The sequence below is a fragment of the Aromatoleum evansii genome (assembly GCF_012910805.1).
In the GTDB taxonomy this organism is placed as follows: domain Bacteria; phylum Pseudomonadota; class Gammaproteobacteria; order Burkholderiales; family Rhodocyclaceae; genus Aromatoleum; species Aromatoleum evansii.
The window spans coordinates 39,197-60,815 of sequence record NZ_WTVK01000008.1 but is presented as its reverse complement, the minus strand read 5'-3'; the positions used below and the strand labels follow the sequence as shown (position 1 = coordinate 60,815).

The window sequence follows — 21,619 nt, the reverse complement described above, 5'->3', positions numbered from 1 at the left end:
GGGAACCCTACTTCATCATGGCTGCGCCTCCTCCCCCCCCCGCTTACGACCCGGCCGTCCTGGTCGGCTCGATGATTTCGGCGGTCACCGACTCGCTTACGAGCCTTTCCTTTGCCGCGGAAGGGCAATTCCTGCTCGGGGCCCTGACGCTGATCGCATTGGTCTTGCTCGGCATCAAGCACATGCTGGCGCAGGAGACCTTTGCCGATACGGTAGGCGGCTTCGTCTCGCTCGCGTTGATCTGGGGCCTCGCGAGCTGGATCATCGGCACGGGTTACGGGAAGGCCGATTTCATCACGGGGCTCAACTCGGGTTTCGATATGATTGCCGCGAAGATTCTGCACGGCATGACCTTTACCGAGTCGCTCGGCGGCATGCTCCACTCGGCCGTCAGCTTGTTCGAGGGCGACCTCACCGCGACCGATGCGTCTGCCTGGGACACCATTGCAGCCCTTCCCGCGACCCTCGCGACCTTGCTTTTCAAGATCTTCTCGGCGCTCTTCATCATCGTGGCGGCGCTGCTGTACGCCGGGCAGTACCTGGTCACGCAGTTCATGATCTACATCGGCGGCATCATGGCGCCGATCATGGTGCCATGGATCGTCTTCCGCCCGACGCAGTTCCTGTTTGAAGGGTGGCTGAAGTTCATGATCGTGGCCGGCATGCAAAAAGTGGTCGGCGCACTGCTGCTCATGGCGAGTGCCGGGATCATCACGAAGGCCAACGCGCTCGCCGAGAGCGCGGGCCGCGAAGCCGCGCCCAGCTTCTACATCTACGCCGTGGTGATGCTGGTGTTGGGCATCATGGCGTACCTGATGGCTCAAGCGACCGGGATCGCACATGCCTTGATGTCGGGCGGCGTGAACATTGGAAAATTCACCCCTCCCTCCAAGATGACTGCGGGCGGTGCCGCAAACGCAGGCTCCAGCTCGATGCAGAAGACCGGCGGTGCCGCCATGACTGGCGGGGCGGCCGTTGCAGGTGGCCTCGCGGGCGCGGCCAGCGCGGGGCGGACCGCTGCCTCCGCCGGCTCAGGCCCCCTCCAGACGGCCAGGTCCACGATGAGCGGGTTTGGTGCCGGCGCCAAGGCAGCCTTGAGTTCAGGCGGCGTCAGCACAGGTTCTGCCGTCAGCGCAGCGGCCGCAGGCAGAACACCGGCGGGTGGGCGCGGCGCGACGCGCAATCCGATCAAAGCCCTCCGAGCAGGAAGCGCAGCTGGGGAGGCCGCAGCGGGGAAGGGGGGTGGCGGATCAGGCCCCTCCGGATCGGCAACCTCGTTGCCGGCTAACCAACAGCGGGCAGCCAACGCGGCGAAGGCGGCACTCAGCACGGGCCGCACGTCCATGTCGACGGCGTCCGGGCAATGGCGAGCAGCCGGCGGCAACGGCGGGGTAAGCTATCGCGCGTCGGGTTCGGGCGCGAAGCCCACCGGCGTTTCCCCCGGTTATAGGAGCGCGTACAAGGCGGCGCTTCGCGGCCAAGGCCCGAAGGGGAGTGCGTGATGAGTCGCTGGCGTGCAATGACCGACGCGGAACTGCTCGAGCTGCAATCGGCGGGTAACGAACGGCGAGCCCTTCCAGGCGCGGACCGACCGGGTTATCCCACCCCGGGTGCGGCACAGGTTTCCGTTGCCGGGGCGCTGTATTGGGCGATCCGCATCTTCTGGCAGGACCGACCGCTGATCCTCGCGGGCGGAATCGTCTTGCTGCTCTGGCAGATCGGGCGCCTGTTGCTCCTTGCCGCCAAAGGCTGACGCAGACAACACGCACACGACCGTCGTCATCGAATGCCGCCTCTTGAACGGGCGGCATTTTCGTTTGGAGGGTTGCAACCAAGGCGCTTTCCCGTACCCTGAAAGCGTAAGACAACAGGAATCGCAGTCATGATGCATAGACCTATCGCCGAGCGCGCCTTGATCGGAGTATTTGCCGTTGCGGCCATGTGCTCGATCTACCTCGCCGCGTACTGGACGGCTCCCCATGTGGTGTGGAGCAGCGAACACAACGGCGAACTGGAAGTAAAGGACATCTGCGCCAAGGCACCGGGATGCAAGGCGGCGCGCATGGACATCGGCTTTTCCGGCGAAGCGCGGCGGCCGGTCTATGTCGCGCATTTGAAGCTGCGTCAAGGCACGAAACCGATTGCCGTCACGAGCGCCGTCCGTGAGGCAATGCTGGCCGCGATCACGCAACAGTCGATCCCATTCCGGTGGCTGCTCGATGCGCGCAGCGTCGCCGTGGAGGTGACATACCATGATGACTAAGCAATACGTTCTCGACCGCGTTGAGGCTATGTTGCGCGGGATCACCTACTGGATGTTCATCGTGTCGCTCATCCTGATGGGGGTGCAGGGCATCGGCTACTTTTTCGGCGGCACGGGCAGCTTCTACGCTCTGGCCGGCATCGGGATCGCCATCAGCGCGGCCGCCATGATGCTCTTCGCAGCCTTCTGCCTGCTGCGCTATCGCACCCTCTTTGCGCTACCTGGGCTCTCGCTGGTCGCCATTCTCGCGTTCGCGCCGATCATCACCACTGGGGGGCAATGGCAGTGGTTCATCCCGAACCTGATCTTCGGCGTACTGCTGACCATCGTCGCCATCGGCCAGCGGTGGCTCGCCCCGGAAGTCGAACAGGTACGCCAGCGCGTACCCACCGTTGGCGGTTCGGAGCAGGCGACGGAGGAACGTCGGCCAACGTACAAGTTTCCGGCAGTACGTCCGAAAGTCACGTTCTACAACGTGACCGGCATGGCCGAGGTCAAGGAGCGCCTGTTCGAGGCGGGGCAGGAGATCGTCCAGGCGCAAAGGCTTCTCGGACAAGAGAACTTCACCCCCCGGAACGGCATCCTCCTGTTCGGTGAGCCGGGCAACGGCAAGACCTTGTTCGCCGAAGCCTTGGCGGGCGAACTCGGGTTGCCGCTGATCTCCGTGACGTTCGGTGATGTGGCCAGTTCCTGGGTCAACCAGACCACCGAACAGGTCATGCGGGCGTTCAAGGATGCGCGCGCACAATCGCCGTGCGTGCTGTTCCTCGACGAGATCGACTCGCTCATCAAGGACCGCAATGCGGCCATGTCGGGCGGTACCGAGGAGTCGGCCAAGACAACGAACGCCATCCTCACGGAGCTCGTGAAGGCCCGCGAGTCGATGATTGTGGTCATCGCCGCCACCAATTTCCTGGCGAAGCTCGATCAGGCCGCGATCCGGGAAGGGCGCTTCGACTTCAAGGTGGAGATCACCCCGCCCGACGAGCCGGCGCGTGCGGCCATCATCGGCAACACCCTGGCCAAGCACCGCGAACTCACGCTCGATGCAGACGCCCTCAGTATGGCGGCTCGCCGCTGGTCAGGTTTCAGCGTGGCAAGACTGCGCACCGTGGCCGACGAGGCCGCTCGCGCTGCCGTCAAAGCGCAGCGAAGCACCATCGAGTATGTGCATCTACAAGAGGCTTTGCGCACCATTCAAGGCCGCAAGGGCGTACTGCCAGAAAACACCCCCACGGTCGATGAATTGATCATGATGCCCAGCCAGAAGCAGCGGCTTCTCGGTATCGCGGCGCGTATGCGCGACATCGAGCACATCGAGGAGTTGGGAGGCACCGTGCCCGCCGGCGTGCTGTTCTGGGGGCCGCCCGGAACCGGCAAGACTCTCACCGCTCGTGCGCTCGCCAAAAGTTCAGGATGGGCGTTCGTGTCCGCATCCGGCAATGAGTTGCTCGGAAACCCCGACCGCATCGAAGAGTTGGCACGGGAAGCCCGCGACATCCGGCCGTGTATCGTGTTTCTGGACGAGGCCGACGATGTACTCGCCGATCGCCGTTACGCACCGCACAGCGCGAGCGTGACGAACCGCCTGCTCACTGCGATCGACGGGGCAGGGGGCAAGACGCATGACGTGGTGTGGATCGCCGCGACGAATCATCCGGAGAACATGGATGCCGCCGCCCTGCGTGGGGGTCGCTTCACCGAGAAGGTGGAGTTCACGCTACCTGACCGGACTGTTATCGCAGACTTCGTGTGCAATTGGATGAGCAAGTCGAGGGCGCGATTCGAGGCCAATGTGACGCCCTCTGCTGCAGCCGAACTGCTCGAAGGGCTGTCCATCGCGAACATTGCGGCCGTACTGCAGCAAGCCGCAGACCTGATGGTAGAACGCCGCGTCGTGAACGGACACGAAGGCCATGCGACGCTGGACGACCTCCTGCGTGCGCGCACCAGCGTGGTAGGAACGCTCTAGCCGCCACCCTGATCGGCATCTCAAGGCTCGGCGTCTGCCGGGCCTTTTTTTTGCCGGGGTTGTGCGCAAACACGCGTTTATCGGCCTTTTATCGAACCGACTTCGCACATGGGGTGTGGCTAAATCGTCGGCAACCTAGTCCACGTGCCCACGTCATGTTCAAACGTTCAACATCGCCAAAACCCAAGACCATCCAGGATATCGGGAACGTTCCGCCCACTGCCTACGACCGCGCCAAGGCCGAGTGGGCTGAAACCGTTGGGGGCGCGTCCGTCAATCAAGGACGCCTGTTCGTTCTCGCCGCTTGCAGCATCGTCGCAATGGTGGCGATGGCCTTCGCGTTGGCCGGACTCTCGCCGCTCAAGAGCGTCGTGCCGTATTCGATTCACGTCGACAAGGTCACTGGCGAGACACGTGCGGTCGGCATCACTGCGACAACGTTCTCGCCCGACGAGAAGCAGAAGCGGTTCTTCCTCGCCAAATGGGTCAAGCAGATGCTCACCTGGGATGCATTCACAACCGAACGGGATTTGAGCGAAGCGTACGGGATGGTGCGCGGCAAGGCCATCGAGGAGTTCCGCGACTATCTGGCCAAGACGCAACCGATCGCAAAGCTGCGGAAAGACACCACCCTCACCAGGACTGTGCAACCGAGCACGATCCAGTTCTTGGCGGAGAACATCGCCATGGTTCGGGTTGTGACGCAGACCCGCTCAGCCACGGACACGGTGCCAACTCAGCGCTACGCCGTGCTTGTGCATTTCGCGATCGAACCGCCGCAGAGCGAAGCGGAAATTCTCCGCAATCCGATTGGCATGTTCGTCACCCATTTCAATATCTCCGAGGAAGCGATATGAGTCGCGTAGCGAAATCCCTTGCGGTTGCCAGCGCACTGCTGGCAATTCTGCCCGTCAGCACGGTACAGGCGGAAGTGCGCCCGGTTGCCATGCCCGGCGACACGAAGTTGGTGAATTTCGTCTACGACGCCAAGAATACCTACACGCTCCTTACTCGCCCGATGTCGATCACGGACATCCAGTTGCATCAGGACGAACAAGTGGTGGCCATGGCGATCGGCGACACCGCGCAGTGGATCGTCAGCGAAGCACCGGGACACGTTTTCATCAAGCCAATGTTCCCCGGCTTGGTGACGAATGGGACGCTGGTCACGAACAAGCGAACGTATCAATTGACGCTGCGTTCGAGCCCGGAAGACGGCAAGTTCTACGCTCAGGTGTCATGGGAACACCCGGATCTGGTCGTGCTGCAAGCCAAGCAGCAGCAGGCGAGGATGAATGCGGTCGAGACGGCCCGCAGCAACGAGGAGCGGCGCCTTGCCGCCACCGTGGTGACGCCGGGGGTGTCGGTCGAAAAACTCAATTTCGATTACGACATCGAGGGCGACGCCGATTTCAAACCCAAGCAAGTGTTCGATGACGGGAAGTTCACTTGGATTCGGCTCCCCGATAGTCAAGAGATGCCCGCCTTGTTCCTGATCGGGAAGGACGGGCAGCACGAACTGCTGAACTTCACGATGCGCGATCAGTACATGGTCGTTCATCGCCTCACCAGCAAACTCCTGCTGAAACTCGGCGAAGAAGAGATCACCGTCGAGAACCGTCGCATGCGCAAGAGCTTCTTCTCGTTCGGAGGCGCCTGGAATGGCAACTAACCGGCCTCCATCCGTCGAGGAGAGCCTGGCCGATCCGGTGCAGCCCAAGATCGGGTCGCGGCTGGCAAAAAATCTCCACATCATCATTCCAGGCGTCCTCGTGGCGCTGCTCGCGCTCGTTCTGTTCACCGATGCGGCCGAGCAGGATGCCGCATCCGGACCCAAATCGCTCGCTGACCAGGCTGCCGCGGAGATCAACGAAACCTCGCGCCTTGATGCCGCAGGCGAACAGGCCGCGATCGAGGCCGAACTGAACCGTCAGCGCACGGCCCCCATCCCGCTGCCGGATAACGGTTTGCCCCCCGTTCCCGCAGTGCCGGCCTCGCTCGGCTCCGCGCCCGCACTGCCGCAGGCGCCATCCGCAACGCCGCGCATTGATGAAGACGCGCGTGCGGCGGAGCTTGCGCGCCAGAAGCGGGAAGAAGAGATCCGGAGCGCCGGTCTGCTGGCTCTCGGCGGGGGAGGTGGTACCGCGGCCAGAGCCGGGGCGTCGGGCACGGGCGAAGCGACCAACCCCGCGGACGTCATTCGGCAGCGCCTTGAGGCGCAAAGCGGGAAAGCCAAGCAGATGCAGGAAGAACTGCTGGGCTCCTTGCGCAAGGTCTCGACCAGCCAAGGCGCGAGCGCGGCACGGCCACGGTCCGCGGGCGGAGGGGGCGACGATAACGCTTCCTGGCTCGAGGACCTGAGTAACGGGGCCGGTCAACGCGACGTGATCACGCTCGATCCTCCGGGGCCGAAACCCGTCGTTCATCAAGGGGCCGTCATCCCCGCCGTACTGATCACCGAGCTCAACAGTGATCTACCGGGGCAGCTCACGGCGATGGTGACGATGGACATCTACGACACGGTACGCGGCGACGAGATGCTCATCCCCAAGGGCTCGAAGTTGGTCGGCAGCTACAACAATTCGCTCACGGCAGGGCAGGAGCGGGTCATGGCGGCCTTTACCCGCATCATTCGCCCGGATGGTTCATCGATCGACCTGCGTGCGATGCAAGCGGCGGATCAAATGGGGCAATCCGGGTTGGCCGATGAAGTGGATAACCACTTCGTCAAGATGTTCTCGACCTCCTTCCTGATTGCAGGTCTCGCATATCTGTTCGAGACGAACAACCAACCCGACACGGTGGTGGTGACCGGCCAAAGCACCAATGGTCAGGGCCTCGGCTCCGAGGCCGGGAAGATCCTCGTCGACGTGTCGCGGCAAGTGCTGGATCGCTACAAGGTCATTCCTCCGACCATCCACATCCGCAAGGGCCACAAGTTCAATGTGGTGGTCAATCGGGACATGGCAATCCCCGCTTACAACTGACAAACAGCGCAAAACCGGCCTTTTAAGAGCAAGAAATTAGCGGTGCGCTTCGTCAAAATTGATTGCATGGAATTGACCTCGTTTATGCGAACCGAACTTAAAACCCTCGCTTTCTGCCTCGCTCTGACGGCCGCTGTGCCGCAGGTAGCAACGGCTGCGACCGAGAACGGCAGCAACGCTCCTTTCGATTTCTCATACCGAGTCGCGGGCGCAAGCGCACTGCGGCCGACCATCGTTTTCAACGACAACCGCGACACCTACATCGAGCTCGACGCCGACGTAACCATCAGCGTGCCAGGCGGTGCGTACTCGTTCCGCCAAGGTCCGTACTACGTCGTGCGCGGTATTCCCGCGGAGATCGTGCTACGGGGCAAGCGCGAGCAAGTCGCAATCACCTACGAGCCACATGTGCCGACCGTGCCAGTTCAGGTAGCTCCCGCGATCTCAGCCAGCGCCGCCCAGCCGCTGGCAATTGGCTCTTCGACAACGCCGGCGATTGAGAAGGCAGCTGAAACCGCCACCCCACGCGCTCAGAAGCAGTCGCCCGTGACCGAGGCGGCACCGGTCGAGACGCCGGCGCCGGCGTGCGCACCCAAAGCGATTCAAAGCGAATCGAGCGTGCTGGTGGCCTTTGCCGCGGGGAACGCCCGCTTGTCCTCCGAAACGGAAGCAACGTTGCTCCGCGAGGCCCGCGCCCGCAACGGGCTGCTCAAGGAAGTCCATGTGCGCATGCCGGAAACCATTGGCACCTCCGCGCTCGGACGCAAGCGGCAGGATTACTTGGCCGATCTTCTCGTTTCCACCGGCATCCCGCGGTCGTTCGTGAGCAATCAGTACGGAGCCGCCTATGGCGGCGATTCCGAGATCGTCTTCGTGAATGGCACGGACAAACCCTGCGCCAAGCGGCCTCCGGTAGTTCGGATGCAGGACGGTTTGCTCACGGTCATTTCGCACGACGCCGACATCGCAACGCTGCTCAATGAGATCGGCGAAAAAATGGGGATCGCAGTGCGCGTTGAAGGTGAGGCGAAGGAAATCAGTGTTGGCGTCGCTGTCGCCGCCGAACGCCCATCCAACGCTCTGGCCCGAGTGGGCGCCGCCATCGGCGACAAAGCGACCATCGTGCTGCGCGACAACGAACTTGTATTGCGATTCAACTGAGGCCCCCGCTATGAAAAAAGTCGTTCTCGCACTGATTGCCGCTGGCTTGGCGCAAGGCGCTACCGCCGGCTTTGTCGATCAGTCTTCGAGCAATCCTTTCGCTGATAACCCTCAAATGCGCGTCATCGGCGCTGAGCGTTTCGAGAATCTTCCGGGGTTTGCCCGCGACGTCCCGCTGCACGAAGCGCTCAGTCAAATCGTGCCGCGCAACTACACGGTGCGCTCGCGCGGCCTCGAGTCCATCCAGGCCTCCATCGTGAGTTGGCAGGGGGGCAGGGCATGGAATCGAGTGTTGAAGGACGTGCTCGATCAGGTGCCCGAACTGCAGGTGGAAATCGACACGGCCAGCAAGATCGTGACGTTCAGCCCGCGCACGGCCGGCACGACCATGGCCGCTACCTCCACGCAGCCTAACGGTGACGCCGCTACTGCAATGCCAGTCACCGCACCCGATCCGCAGTGGCAGGTCACACACGCCGACAACACCGTGCGCAGGGTGCTGGAACGCTGGTCTGCACAAGCCGGCTGGCAGTTGGTTTGGGAGCTACCGGTCGATTACCCGATTGAGGCCGAAGCGTCCATCACGAGCCAATTTGAGGTGGCCGTCGAGACGCTGACGAAATCCCTGCAAAGCGCTGACGTTCCCCCGAAGGCAATCATTTACCGCGGCAATCGCGTTCTGCGTGTCGTCGCGCGTGGCACGGAGTAATCGCACATGATGAAAAGGACAACTCTCGCACTGGCCCTTGCCTCCACTCTGAGCGGTTGCGCTGGTCTGGCCACGCAAGTGGAAGACTCATCGAGTCAAATCGAACAGCAGAATACCCGTCTGAGCAAGGATGTCGGGCGCGTCACGAATGTGGCACGTCCTGCAGAGCCGGTCGTCATCGAGAACGGGTTCTACGTCGGCGGGCGCCAGAGCGTGAAGGTCGTCGAAGAACCCCGTCTGCCGGCTGCCTTCGGGATGGAAACCTGGTTCGACGCCGAGGTGGCTGATCTGCGCGAGTTCGCCGAGCAGATCACCCGCCGCACGAACATCCCAACCTCGGTCATGCCCGACGCCTTCGAGGCATGGGTTGATCAGGAGACCAAGAAGAACTCGATCAATCCGACGCAAGCCACAGGCGCCATGCCTGGGCTGCCGCCGGTTCCCGGCAGCTTTGGTGCGCTGACTGGCTCCGCAAGCGAGAAATCGGTGCGCCCCATCAAGTTCACGTACACCAAAGGGTCGCTCAAGGGCCTGCTCGACATGGCCGCGTCGCGGTACGGGGTCGCATGGCGCTACAGCAAGGGCGAAATTCAGTTCTTTGCGTACGACACCAAGACCTTCAACATCCGGGCGGTGCCGGGCAATTCCGCGATCGCTGCGACCGTGAGCTCGTCTGGGCAGGGCAGCAACGGCAATAGCAGTCCGGCCGGCTCGAACAAGCAAAGCACCAGCGTCACGTCAGATCTGAGTGTCTGGACGGCAATCAATGAAGCTGTCACGGCCATGCTGTCGAGCAAGGGCAAAGCGGTCGTTTCTCCCGCTACGGGGTCGCTAACCGTCACCGATACGCCCGAGGTGCTCAAGCGCGTCGAAAGCTTCGTGGAATCGCAGAACGCGATGCTCTCGAAGCAAGTCCTCATCACCGTTCAGGTCCTCCAGGTACAGCGCAACAAAAGCGATGACTACTCGATTCAGTGGGACATCGTATATCAGGACCTTTTCCGCAAATACGGCCTGAAAAACGCTGTCACACCGGCGCAGGGCGCCTCCTCGCTCTCGCTCGGCATTATCTCCGCCAATAGCAATTGGAACGGCACGACCGCGGTTATCAATGCACTGTCCGAACAGGGCACGGTGAATCTCGAAACCACCGCCTCGGTCGTGGCGCTGAACAATCAGCCGGCCCCGATTCAAACCGGCAAGTCGGTCACGTATGTGGCGAGCTCCTCCACCACCGTGACACCCGACGTTGGCGCGACCACCGAAATCACCCCGGGGTCGGTCAATACCGGCTTCTCGATGCACGTTCTGCCTTCGATTCAGGCCGACGGCACGCTGTTCCTGCAGTTCAGCGCTGAGCTGTCGAGTCTGCGCGAACTGCGACAGATCACCAGCGGCAATACGCTCATCGAGGCCCCGGACATCGACGCCAAGTCCTTCCTGCAGCGTGTGAAGATGAAATCGGGTGAAACGCTCGTGCTCTCTGGCTTCGAGCAGACCGATGGAAACGTCGAGTACAACGGCGTCGGCCATGCGAAGAACCCGCTCCTCGGCGGCGGCATGAAGGCCGCGCGCAACAAGGATTCGATGGTCATCCTGGTCACCCCGATCGTGGTGGGGAGCTAAGGCATGTACGCGACCCCGATCACCACCGTCCAGATCGGCAAGCACGCGTGGGTGAGCGGACTCACGTGGGTCCCGCTCACGAAGCAGCGCGATCTCGTCGGCGATGCCAAGGTGCAGATGGCGAAGTTCGGCGGCACCGCTTTCGTGGTGCGCCACAGCGCCGGGGTGGCTCAGGTCGGCATCGCAGGTACGGACGGCGACATTCCTCGGGGTGCCCTGACGTTGGCCGGCGCGGTGGCGGACACCGTAGCGATGCGGGATTTCCCGCTGAACGGTCGTCGTCAGCGGCTGCAGGACTGGATTGGCCTGTTTGAAGTCGCCCAGAACCAATGGTTTCTGATCGCTGTGCGCGACGGCGCGATCGTGCCCAATTGCGACCGCATCGGGACCTACCACGAAGCCTACGATCTGCTCGAGCAGACCTACAGCGTCGGCGGATGGACCGCCGTCCTTGGGTCGCCCAGCATTGAGGAGGATGCGCAAGCCAGCTACCACAACTTCATTCCGGTGGCAGTCGAGGAAGTGCTCGGCATGCGCAACAACCACTTGCCGAAGGCTGGGCGTTACACCCTGCGCGCGCCGTCCAACCCCAAGGCAAAACTGCTTGCAGTGGCGATTGCTGGCTTGGCGCTGGTCGCTGCGGGAACCGGATATTTCCTCTACCAGCAGTATCTGGATCAGAAAGCCGCGGAAGAGTTGGCCGCGCTGCAGGCCGAAATGGCGAACACGTCGCAAGTGGCCGGCGCTAAGGTTCAGATCGCAATCCCGCACGGATGGGTGAACGTACCGACGCCAAGCAGCCTCATCGCAGCATGCATGGCCGATCTTGAGATTCCGGCAGCTCCCGGGTCATGGGATCTGGCGAGCTATGTCTGCGAGCCGACCGGCTCGACGGTGCGCTTGTCGCGTCACGACCACACGAACGTCGGCTACCTCAAGGCGCTATTGCCCGAGGCCGTCGTGGCAGCCGATCAAAACTCGGCGACGTGGACGCGCACATTCCAGACGCTCGACTCGCAGGACGAGTCGTTGAGTCTCTGGGCCGAGATGGAAACGCCCATTTTCACCCGCATACAGACCGCGAACATCTCGATCTCCGTGGGCGCTCCGACCCCGCCACCGCCGCCACCGATCCCGCAGGATCAGGCCGACAAGGTTGAGATTCTGCCGGCCGATTGGGTGGAGCGTACCGTGCAAGTGGGACCCACGCCGCTGATGCCGGAAACCATCCGCGAAATGTTCGACTTCCCGGGCGTGCGCCTGACCAAGATCACCGCCCGCGAGGGGCAATGGACTTACGAGGGAACCATCTATGCGAAATAAATGCATTGTTCTGGCTGCTGCGCTGTGCGCGGCAGTTTCCGCACACGCCGGCAACTACACCGCGCGCGAACTGCTCGAGGTGCAATCGGAAACGGCTTACCTGAAAGCGAAAACTGATCTCGCCAAGGCACGCAATGATCTGGCTTCCGCACAGGGGAGCAGCCCGAACGAAAAGGGCGCCCCGCAGATTGTCGGAATCATGCGCTTCGGCGGTGACATCAGCGCGCGGTTGCGCCTGGCCGATGGCGCACCCATCGAAGTGAAGCAGGGCGACCGACTGCCCGATGGCAGCGTAGTGAGCGAGATCCGCGCCAATGGCGTACGCATCAAGAAACAGGGTGACACGAAGGAGTTGGCATTCGTGTCGGGCGAACAGGCCGCCGCTCCCTCGACCGGCCAGATGCCGCAAATCCCCGCTTACGGCCTCAAATAAGGAGTTGAAACCATGAGTGGGTTCTTCGACGCTCTACGCAGACAAATTGCGCCATCGACCGGGGTAGGCGAAACGTCGGCACCGGCCAAGCGTGCGATCGGGTCGCGCGTGACGCCCCCTACTCATGGTCGTACCGCGAGTGGGCAGGTTAACGAGATCGTATTGGCGAACGGCCCGGTAACCGCGCGCGTTGGCAGTCATGGCGCGCGGCTCGATAGCGATGCCCCATCGCGAGTCGACACCCACGGCGTGAACAAGGTGCTGAGCATGGAGTCTGCGCCCGATGACCACTCGAGCGCTTCGACCGCGACCTCAACAGGCAGCACGGGATCACCGTTGGCTATCCGGCAGCACAATCCCCTACGAGACTCCGACGTGGATCTCGAGGTGAATGTCGATCTTTCCCGTGTCGAGATCCTGTCGCTTTCCGGGGTCTTCGAGGCGAACTCCGAACAACGCAAGCTCGTCTGCCTACTCTCGGACGGCCGATTGCTCGTGGCAGCCGGGAAGGAACGCTACTCGGCACATGTGCTCAGTTACATCGCTTTGCTTGAGCGCCATGGACAGCGCTACAACCCTGTGCAAACGCGCCCGGCAAATATCGCCTCACTCTACGAACAAGTCGGCGGCAACAGTTCCCACGCCAACAAGTCGACGTTGAACACGAAGGCGAAAGCTACGGCGCATCAGATCATCGCGGATGCATCGGCTGCCCGCGCGTCCGATATTCATCTTGAGAAGTTGCACGATCACGCAACGCTCAAGTTCCGCGTCGACGGCGAACTCGAGAGCGTGACCGAGTATCAGCCGGACGTCGGGATGGCGCTCATTCGCACCTTCTATCAGGTACTGGCTGACATCGGCGCTGACACCTTCAAGGAAAACATGCGCCTCGACGCCCGAATCGGCCGCGGGCAGCATCTTCCCCCAGGTCTGGATGGCATCCGAATCGCCACCACGCCGACCGCTGCTGGTAGCAAGATGGTCATGCGCTTGCTTTACTCGATGGTCGACGATTCCTTCGACCTCGGCGAATTGGGCATGGCGCGTGCCCACACCGAGAGCTTCGACGCCCTCAAGGATCTGCCCATTGGTCTGAACATCATTTCAGGGCCGACCGGATCGGGAAAGTCGACCACGCTGCAACGGACCTTGCGCGGTTTCATTGATCAGACGCAGGGCACCAAGCACGTCATTACCGTCGAGGACCCGCCCGAATATCCGATTCCTGGAGCGGTGCAGACCCCGGTGGCGAACGCCCACACCCAAGCGCAACGGGCAGAGGTATTTACGGCTGCCATCGGCTCGGCCATGCGCCTCGATCCGGATGTCATCATGATCGGGGAAGTCCGCGATCTGCCATCCGCCGATTTGGCTCTACGCGCTGCAACCACCGGTCATCAAGTCTGGACGACCCTACATGCGAACAATGCGCTCAACATCATTGATCGCTTGATCAATATGGGCATGGACAAGGACATGCTGCTCGATCACACCGTCCTGACCGGACTCGTGTCGCAGCGCCTGATCCGCAAGCTGTGTCCGAAGTGCAAAGCGCCGTTGCACGACAAGGTGGGTCAATACGACCCGCGCCAGGTGGCGCAACTGAAGCATACCTTCGGCTCCTCGTTCGGCGATCTGTTCGTGACAGGCTCCGGGTGCGAATGCTGCCGCGGCGGCACCGCCGGCCGTACCGTAGTCGCCGAGGTCATCCGCCCGACCGCAGAACTGTGCGCCCTCCTGCAAGCAGGCAAGCGCGTCGAGGCGCGTGGGCACTGGCTCAAAGAGATGGGCGGCGAGTCCTTCATGCAACACGCCATCCACAAGATCCGTGAGGGGATTGTCGATCCGTTCGCCGCTTGGAAGATGCTCGGTCCAATCGTGGCCGACTCGGACGCTTACGCCCCGCTGACCACAAAGGCTTGATTCACATGAACCTCAACGTCACGTTCGCAAAGTTGCAGTTCGGCGCAGCAAACCGACTGCGGGCGTACGGAAAGATCGCGACCATGCTCGATAATGGCGTGGGCATCGACCAGATCCTCAAGGAACTCTACGACATCGAGTCGGACGAGGGGCGCAAGAAAGGGGAGGCGATGGCGATCGTCTACCAGGAGTGGCGCAACGTCATCCACAGCGGTGGTCGCTTTGCTGACGCCATCGATGGTTGGGTCCCGGTGACCGAACGCATGATTTTGCTTGCGGGCGAAAGTTCGGGTGAGTTGCCCAAGGCCCTGCGCTCAGTCATTCGGGTGGTGAAAGCCTCCAACGAGATTCGGAGTGCCGTAATCGGCGGCTTGCTCTATCCGGCAATTCTGCTCGCTGCCACCTTGGCATACCTCTTCTTGTTTGGAACGCGTGTGATCCCCGAGTTCACGCGCATCCTTGACGTGAACAAATGGGGAAAGCTGGCCTACTCGCTCTATCAACTGAGCGAGTTCGTGATCGCCTATGGCGCATGGCTCATCGTCGGAATCGTGGCGATGATCGCCATCGTGATCGCCTCGCTCCCGCGGTGGCGCGGCAGCGTGCGCGTGACCTTTGACAAGCTGCCGCCATACTCGCTGTACCGGCTCGTCGTGGGGTCCGGATTCATGCTTGCGCTGGCATCGATGCTCAGCTCGTCAGGACGCATTCAGGACGCACTCAAGACCATGCTGGCGAACTCCTCGCCCTACCTTGCGGAGCGCATCGACGCCTTTTTGTTCGGGTTGAACTCCGGACTGGATGCGGGTGAAGCCATGCGCACGTCGGGATACGACTTCCCATCGCGTGAGCTAGTCAGCGACCTCGGTATCTATGCGCGCCACAGCGGCGATTTCTCCGAAGCGATCAACAAGGTCGCCAACGAATGGATGGAGACAGGCCTCGATGCCGTTCGCGCTCAAATGAAAGTCCTCTCTGGATTAGCGCTCGGCATCATTGCCGGGACATTGATGTGGATCGTCGGCGGATTCTTTGCGATCCAGCAGGAAATCGCCGCCATGAGCCGTTCCATGGGGGGCTAAGCCATGAACCTCACCTAGCCCCTTCGATTGCCCCGTTTTTTTAGATTCAAACCTCGTCATCCATCAGGAGCTACACGATGAAAAAACCCGTCACCCTCGCCAAGAACTATCGTTTCCACAAACAGGCCGGCGCGTCGCTGCTCGAAATCATTTCCTACCTCGGCATTGCCGCGGTGGTGATTCTCGGTGCTGTGATGCTGCTCAACTCGGCCTTCGGCGGCGCGAACGCGAACCGTGCGCTCAACGAAGTCACTTCGATCCAGATGAACGTGAAGAAGCTCTTCATGGGACAGCAGGCAGGCTTCGGCACGGGCAGCCTCAACACCACCATCGCGACCGCCCAGAAGTTCCCGACAACCCTGCGCGTCGCCGGCGCCAACGTATTCAACGCCTGGAACAGCGCAGTTGTGGTGACCGGCGCAAACAACCAGTTCACGATCTCGTACGCCGGCGTGCCGCAGGACGTGTGCATCGACCTGATTTCCGGTAGCGCTGGTTTCGAGAGCGTCGCGGTCAACGGTGCTGCGGCAATGCCGACGCCGATCACCCCGGCACAGGCAGCGGGCGCGACCGGGTGCAACGCTGCGACCAACACCATCGTGTGGCGCAGCAACTAATCGCAGGAAGACACCGCCGAGTGGCCGCAACCGCCGCTCGGCGGCATCCATCGACAACATCCACGCTTACCGATTTTCGAATGGCTCCGCTTGAAACGCTACCCGCTCATAAAGTCCGCGACATGCTCTTTGCGGATCTCTACCTGGGCCATCCGAAAATGGGCAATCGCTTTTCGGAGGTGCCCAAGGCGCCGACCAACCCGGTAAAGGCTGGGCCTGAACTCCAAGACGATCTTGAGATGCTGCGCAAGGCATGCGCCTATGCGGAGGCCCAAGCCAAGGGATTGCCGGATTTCCGAATTGAGTACGACGGCTACGCCTACCGGGTCGCCGTGCTGCAATCAGTATCCGGAACGGTCTACGTGTTGCGGCGCATGCCGCCGCAGATACCGTCCCTGCGCGAGTTGGGCTTACCTCAGTTGTACTCTCAGAAATTGATGCAAGAAGGGCTCACGGGCTTGGTCATCATTTCCGGTGCGATGAAATCCGGCAAGACGACGGCCGCCGGTGCGCTTGTGGCCGAGCGACTCGTCGCTTATGGCGGCGTCGCCGTCACGGCGGAGGATCCAGTGGAAATGCCGCTGGAGGGAACACATGGTCCCGGCATCTGTTTCCAAACGCAGGCCGCGTCCAACGAAGGCGGATATGCCGCAGCAACGAGGAACATCCTTCGGTCGGGCGCGAACCTCATATTTCTCGGAGAAATGCGCGACGGGGAAGCCGCCCTGGAAGTGCTCAGAGCCGGCGTGAACGGGCACCTGATCGTATCGACGCTCCACGCGGAAGACATACAAACCGCGCTGCGTCGTCTTGAGGTCATGGCCAGCGAAGGCATGGAAGCCGCGAGTGCTCAGGCGCTCATGTCCGACGGGCTGGCCATGGTGCTGCATTTGCGGCTGACGGGAAACAATCCCCGCCGTCTGGAAGCGGAAATGCTCACGGTACGCACCAATTCCAGTGCGCGGGCCATCATCCGCAGCGGACACTACGAGCGCCTCGGCTCCGAAATCAGTCTCCAGAAAACCCAGATGCTGACTGGACGGATGGGGTGACATCATGTGGATCATGTTCGTTCTCGCTGTCCTGACCTCCATTACCGGCGCACAGTACGTGCTGCACCAGACATCGATGGCCGAAGTCGCCTCCTCACAGGGCGCACCGACTGCGCTCGCGGACAACTTCTTTGTCTACAGCAACGCGGTGGGCCGCTTCGTCGCCGCGCAACCGCTCGGTTACACCGCGCCGTGGGCCGCCAACTCTGTGCCTGACGCCTTCCTGAGTTTCCCTCCTTGGTATGTGCGCGATGCGCGCTGGCGCAACAAGGTCATCGGCGGAACGGTGACGATCTACGCCGCCGCGCCGATCGCCGGCGTCGAGTTCGGCGACCTGCTGGCCCAGCGTACGGACTTCGCATTCGGTGCCGGCACGACTGCCGCGACACGCGAGATTGTGTCTGCAGTGCATGGCCCAACCGGGATCTTCGCCCCGGTTGGCGTACCCGCCGCGGTGCCGGTATTCCAGGTGCGCCTCAACTGACCATGCAGCAGACCACGATTCTCTTCCCCCAACTGTCCGGCGCGACGTATTCGCCGTGCGGACGGTATCGCTACTCGCTGTGGCGTCAGTGGGACGCGCCGAAGCCCGTCGTCACCTTCGTGATGCTCAACCCGTCGACCGCCACAGAACTCGAAAACGACCCGACCGTGGAGCGATGCCAGCGACGCGCAATGCATCTAGGGTACGGCGGGTTGCGCGTGGCCAATATCTTCGCGCTCCGCTCGACCGATCCGCAGATGCTCTACATGACGGACGATCCGATCGGCCCCGACAATGACGCAGCAATTCTCGCGTCCGTGCAGGACGCAGGACGTGTGATTGTTGCGTGGGGATTTCACGGGCAGCACCGTGGGCGTGGGGAGGCCGTCCTGGCGATGCTGCGTGAGCAGAACGTCGCGGTGTACTGCCTTGGAACCACCAAGGACGCAGGCGCTCCGCGCCATCCACTGTACGTCCCCTATGCGACACAGCCTGTCCTTTTCGGGGGGTCGAATGGGGCTTGAATCGGGCATCTTGAGGGGTAGTCTGATCTACATGGCAGCGGCAATGAGAGCCGCGATGGCAATGGAGATCGACATGAGCAAGATCAAGAATTTCGCATACACCATCCCCACCGTCGGGCGTATCACCATCGGAGAAAAGGTCGAGAAGGGCGGTAAGAAATTGCCCTCGAAACTCAACCACTTCCAGATCACCGCGCAACATCAGCGGGATGGCCGTTTTGTGCCGCATCCGGTGCAGGAGTGTGTGGCAGCGGATACCGGCCAGGCCGCCGACAAGATCCAATGGATTCCGATCAAGCTGATGTTCAACGATCCTGACCTGTCGGTGCGGGAACGCTACGAGGCCTTCGGGGCAGACGGCCGCATGCTGTGCGCCGGCGACGGCGAGACGGCCCGGCGCAAATCGGGTGCGACGGTCGAAGCCACGACATGCCCCGGCGCTGACCATTGCGAATACGGCAAGATGGCACGCTGCAAGTTGATGACGCGCCTGAACGTCCAGATTGACGTGAAGGACAGCGGTACGTTCAAGGCCGACCCGCTGTCGACCTACATTCTGCGCAGCGGCGGCTTCAACACCGCGCGGACGATCCGCGCCAAGCTCACGGGCCTCGCCGCCATGCTCGGCGGCAAGCTCCTCGGGGTGCCACTGCAACTGCGGTTGCGCCAGAAATCGAGCAGCGGATCACGGCAGTCGATCTTCTACTACGTCGACATCGTGCCGACCGTCGATCTGCTCACTTGCGCCCAGCTTGCCAAGAAGCACGCCGACGACATGGCCAATGCCGGCCTCAACCAAGCGGCATTCGAGGACGCAGTGCGAGCCGGCCTCGCCAATGGCCCGTTCGAGGATTGCAGCGAGGACTTTCTTGAGGCCGCCGAATACCTCGAGCTTGACGGCGAAGATGAAGACGACGAACAGGCCGGGCAGGGCGGCAAGAACGCACCGGAAGAGTTTGCCACGGGAGAACTCAACGCAAACCCCCTGGCATGGATGAGCGCGGTGCGCGAGGAACTTGGAACACTTGAACAACTGGCGCACTAGCGCCGAGTACCACGGCGTGGGGGCGCGGCCCCTTCGCCTTCACACGAGGACTCAATATGGGGCATGAAGAGGCAATTCAACTCGGCGGCGCGTTCGATCATGACGACGACCATGCGCGCGCTCACGAGGTCTTGATGGACTTGATTGCCAGTCCGATCAACTTCAGCGACATACACATTGAGCTAGAACGCCCTCTCATGCTGAGGATGCCAATGGGCTGGCAAGAGGTGACGGACTACCCGCCGTTTACCGCAGGCGACATCTCGGCATTTCTCACCTCCATCGACCCGGACTGGCAGGCGAACATCAGCTATGCGGCGATCTCGCGCGCCATCGACTTGATGAGCTGCCGCCTGCGCGTCAATGCCTACACCATTGGCTCGGGACTCAGCATCGCCATCAACGTGCGGCGCCAGCCCCTCAACCCGCTGTCGCTGGAAGAGACGGGCCTCCCGATGTATCTGCGCACGCTACTCGACCAGCCCAAGGGATTGATCCTGTTCACCGGCCCCACGGGTGTCGGCAAGACCACCTCGATGGCCGCGATGCTCGACTACATCAACAAGACGCGCCACGCGCACATCGTCACCATCGAAGATCCGATTGAGTATGTGCATTCGCGCAGGAAGTCGATCTTCAGCCAGAAAGAGGTCAAGGTCGACACCCCGAGTTTTGCGCAGGGCCTGCGGGATGCCCTCCGACAGAAACCCGACGTGATCATGGTGGGGGAGATCCGTGACCGGGATACCGCCGACACCGTTTTTCTGGCCGCCGAGTCGGGCCACCTTGTGCTGGCTTCGCTCCACACCAATTCGGCGAAGGGCAGCCTGAACAAGATGCTCTCGTGGTTCCCAGACGAAACACCGCATCGCGCCCGATCGCTCGCCGACACACTGCACTGTGTCGTGAGTCAAACCCTGGTTCCAAACGGCGACGGGTCAGATCGCGTCCTGGCGACCGAGGTCTTGATGAACCAAACCGACGAGGTTCGGGAAATGATCGAACAGCCCGACAAATACGGCGCTCTTGTGGATTGGATGCGGTCCGGACGGGACAAGATGTCGCACACCCTGAACCAGTCCCTGTGCCGACTCGTCAAGGAGCAGTCGATCACGCCACGCGATGCGCTTCGACACACGAACGACCGCCTCGAGCTACACGGATTGCTGAACCCGAACGGCGCAGGAGCGCCGACCCCCCGTTATTCCTGATCGCTTGACATCCCGCTGCGGCCGCCGCCTCAATCAAGGGGTTGCGGCCGCGCGCTTTTGCGAGATACTGAAAACGTAGACAGGAGGTAACAACAAATGGACTTCGATCCGCTGACCTGGATAGTGATGCCGATCTTCCTTGCGGGACTGGCGAAACTTTTCTTCGGAAGTTCCACCAACGAGGAGCCGCAAGACGAACGCTGGGGGCCGGGCTACTACAATAGTCGGGACGAAGCGGAGCGTCATGGCGCTGGCGTGTCGACGAATTATTATGGTGAAGACGGCCCAGGCCACTACGACTGACCTCGAATCCTACGCAGGAAGCGGGGGGTGTCGTGGTCGCGGGCCGAGCGGTCCCGCGTGAGGCGACGCTCCAGATTCACCACCTCGGTGCGCAGGCGATCACATTCGCCGTTGGCGCGCTGCAACTGACCTTCCAACTCGTTGATCCTCACCGCGGCGCTCGCCCGCTGCTGCTCCGCCCGTTCGGCACTGGCTTGGGCCTTGCGTTGAGCTTCAACGGCCGCTGCCTTCTCTCCCTGCACGGCGAGGTATTGCGCATCCATGCGCTCTCGCTCGAGATCAAGACGCTCGATCGTTCGTGACTTCTCATCCAGCGCAGTCTGATGCGCTGCCTGCTGCCTTTCGAGGGCCCGTGCGTGCTCAGCGTCACGATTGGAGAGAGCCGTCTGATGCTCGTCCTCGCGCGTGCGCAGCAGCCGCTTGAATTCCGCAATCTCGGTTTTCGCCCCAGCCAGCTGATCGCGGATCTCGGCGAGATCGAGTTGCAACCGAGCACGTTCATCATCACGAACGCGCAGCACCTCCTCGAGCTGTGCAACACGCTCACGCAAGGCGTCGGCCAGGTCATTCGCCTCGTCGCGCTCCCGCGCAAGTCGCAGACGCTCAACGTCGAACTGTGCGGCCGCAAGATCGCGGCAACGCGCAAAGACGTCTGAGAAAAGCTCCGCAACATCGCTAGGCATACCAAGCGCGTCGCGTTTGCCGAGGTAGGTTGAGAACACTTCCTCGTACCACGCCTTGATGAAGGTATGAACGTCGCCATCGGAGCCTTTCACACCCTCCGCCCGAACCTCGCTCAGAGAAGGTTTCTTACCCCGGCTACATACCCGGTTGCAGGCGGCAAATACCTCGTTCCGACGACTGGATCGACGGTCCAGGGGCGGGGATTCTTGCATTTCGG

The 21,619-nt window shown here is 62.0% G+C and carries 22 protein-coding genes; 21 read left to right on the top strand and 1 reads right to left on the bottom strand.

Annotation, left to right across the window (positions count from 1 at the left end):
• Window positions 1-71: 71 nt before the first annotated feature.
• From GO615_RS05550 to GO615_RS05450, 21 genes are all read left to right on the top strand, one after another.
• The gene (locus GO615_RS05550) at window positions 72-1,502 is read left to right on the top strand and encodes a type IV secretion system protein (protein WP_169126045.1); all 1,431 of its coding nucleotides are present in this window, start codon (window positions 72-74) and stop codon (window positions 1,500-1,502) included.
• On the top strand, window positions 1,502-1,753 hold the full coding sequence (locus tag GO615_RS05545; protein ID WP_169126044.1) for a hypothetical protein: 252 nt from the start codon (window positions 1,502-1,504) through the stop codon (window positions 1,751-1,753). Before GO615_RS05550 ends, GO615_RS05545 begins: the two co-directional genes overlap by 1 nt.
• A gap of 129 nt (window positions 1,754-1,882) precedes the next feature.
• The gene (locus GO615_RS05540; protein ID WP_169126043.1) at window positions 1,883-2,263 is read left to right on the top strand and encodes a hypothetical protein; all 381 of its coding nucleotides are present in this window, start codon (window positions 1,883-1,885) and stop codon (window positions 2,261-2,263) included.
• A complete protein-coding gene (locus tag GO615_RS05535; RefSeq protein WP_169126042.1) occupies window positions 2,253-4,235 on the top strand; it encodes an AAA family ATPase in 1,983 nt (660 codons plus the stop codon). The genes GO615_RS05540 and GO615_RS05535 overlap by 11 nt, the downstream gene beginning before the upstream one ends.
• 155 nt (window positions 4,236-4,390) lie before the next feature.
• The gene (locus tag GO615_RS05530) at window positions 4,391-5,092 is read left to right on the top strand and encodes a VirB8 family type IV secretion system protein (protein ID WP_169126041.1); all 702 of its coding nucleotides are present in this window, start codon (window positions 4,391-4,393) and stop codon (window positions 5,090-5,092) included.
• Window positions 5,089-5,907, top strand: coding sequence for a TrbG/VirB9 family P-type conjugative transfer protein (locus GO615_RS05525; RefSeq protein ID WP_169126040.1), 819 nt, complete (start codon window positions 5,089-5,091; stop codon window positions 5,905-5,907). Before GO615_RS05530 ends, GO615_RS05525 begins: the two co-directional genes overlap by 4 nt.
• A complete protein-coding gene (locus GO615_RS05520) occupies window positions 5,897-7,222 on the top strand; it encodes a TraB/TrbI/VirB10 family type IV secretion system protein (RefSeq protein WP_169126039.1) in 1,326 nt (441 codons plus the stop codon). The genes GO615_RS05525 and GO615_RS05520 overlap by 11 nt, the downstream gene beginning before the upstream one ends.
• A 42-nt stretch (window positions 7,223-7,264) precedes the next feature.
• Window positions 7,265-8,383 (top strand): TrbG/VirB9 family P-type conjugative transfer protein, encoded by a 1,119-nt coding sequence (locus tag GO615_RS05515; protein WP_169126038.1) that lies wholly within the window; start codon window positions 7,265-7,267, stop codon window positions 8,381-8,383.
• A gap of 10 nt (window positions 8,384-8,393) precedes the next feature.
• Window positions 8,394-9,092 carry a toxin co-regulated pilus biosynthesis Q family protein gene (locus GO615_RS05510; RefSeq protein WP_169126037.1) on the top strand — a complete coding sequence of 233 codons (699 nt, stop codon included), beginning with the start codon at window positions 8,394-8,396 and terminating at the stop codon, window positions 9,090-9,092.
• 6 nt (window positions 9,093-9,098) lie between these two features.
• Window positions 9,099-10,718, top strand: a complete 1,620-nt coding sequence (gene pilN / locus GO615_RS05505; protein WP_169126036.1) for a PilN family type IVB pilus formation outer membrane protein — start codon at window positions 9,099-9,101, stop codon at window positions 10,716-10,718.
• A 3-nt stretch (window positions 10,719-10,721) separates the two neighbouring features.
• Window positions 10,722-12,041: a type 4b pilus protein PilO2 gene (gene pilO2, locus GO615_RS05500; protein WP_169126035.1), complete on the top strand. Its 1,320-nt coding sequence runs from the start codon at window positions 10,722-10,724 to the stop codon at window positions 12,039-12,041.
• A gap of 79 nt (window positions 12,042-12,120) precedes the next feature.
• A complete protein-coding gene (gene pilP / locus GO615_RS29175) occupies window positions 12,121-12,474 on the top strand; it encodes a type IV pilus biogenesis protein PilP (protein WP_169126034.1) in 354 nt (117 codons plus the stop codon).
• A gap of 12 nt (window positions 12,475-12,486) precedes the next feature.
• On the top strand, window positions 12,487-14,400 hold the full coding sequence (locus tag GO615_RS05490) for a GspE/PulE family protein (protein WP_169126033.1): 1,914 nt from the start codon (window positions 12,487-12,489) through the stop codon (window positions 14,398-14,400).
• 5 nt (window positions 14,401-14,405) lie between these two features.
• Complete coding sequence (locus GO615_RS05485) at window positions 14,406-15,482, top strand: type II secretion system F family protein (RefSeq protein WP_169126032.1); 1,077 nt, start codon at window positions 14,406-14,408, stop codon at window positions 15,480-15,482.
• Between the two features lie 77 nt (window positions 15,483-15,559).
• Window positions 15,560-16,099 (top strand): type 4 pilus major pilin, encoded by a 540-nt coding sequence (locus GO615_RS05480; RefSeq protein WP_169126031.1) that lies wholly within the window; start codon window positions 15,560-15,562, stop codon window positions 16,097-16,099.
• A gap of 80 nt (window positions 16,100-16,179) precedes the next feature.
• On the top strand, window positions 16,180-17,151 hold the full coding sequence (locus tag GO615_RS05475) for an ATPase, T2SS/T4P/T4SS family (protein WP_169126030.1): 972 nt from the start codon (window positions 16,180-16,182) through the stop codon (window positions 17,149-17,151).
• Between the two features lie 4 nt (window positions 17,152-17,155).
• Window positions 17,156-17,635 carry a type IV pilus biogenesis protein PilM gene (gene pilM, locus GO615_RS05470; protein ID WP_169126029.1) on the top strand — a complete coding sequence of 160 codons (480 nt, stop codon included), beginning with the start codon at window positions 17,156-17,158 and terminating at the stop codon, window positions 17,633-17,635.
• Window positions 17,636-17,637: 2 nt separating this feature from the next.
• The gene (locus tag GO615_RS05465; RefSeq protein WP_169126028.1) at window positions 17,638-18,159 is read left to right on the top strand and encodes a DUF1643 domain-containing protein; all 522 of its coding nucleotides are present in this window, start codon (window positions 17,638-17,640) and stop codon (window positions 18,157-18,159) included.
• A 73-nt stretch (window positions 18,160-18,232) separates the two neighbouring features.
• A complete protein-coding gene (locus tag GO615_RS05460) occupies window positions 18,233-19,204 on the top strand; it encodes a recombination directionality factor (RefSeq protein WP_169126027.1) in 972 nt (323 codons plus the stop codon).
• A gap of 56 nt (window positions 19,205-19,260) precedes the next feature.
• Window positions 19,261-20,415: a type IV pilus twitching motility protein PilT gene (locus GO615_RS05455; protein ID WP_169126026.1), complete on the top strand. Its 1,155-nt coding sequence runs from the start codon at window positions 19,261-19,263 to the stop codon at window positions 20,413-20,415.
• Window positions 20,416-20,511: 96 nt separating this feature from the next.
• Window positions 20,512-20,718 carry a hypothetical protein gene (locus GO615_RS05450; RefSeq protein WP_169126025.1) on the top strand — a complete coding sequence of 69 codons (207 nt, stop codon included), beginning with the start codon at window positions 20,512-20,514 and terminating at the stop codon, window positions 20,716-20,718.
• On the opposite strand, the gene GO615_RS05445 is transcribed toward GO615_RS05450, so the two are convergent.
• The gene (locus GO615_RS05445; RefSeq protein WP_169126024.1) at window positions 20,709-21,614 is read right to left on the bottom strand and encodes a DNA-binding protein; all 906 of its coding nucleotides are present in this window, start codon (window positions 21,612-21,614) and stop codon (window positions 20,709-20,711) included. The genes GO615_RS05450 and GO615_RS05445 overlap by 10 nt on opposite strands.
• Between the last annotated feature and the right edge of the window lie 5 nt (window positions 21,615-21,619).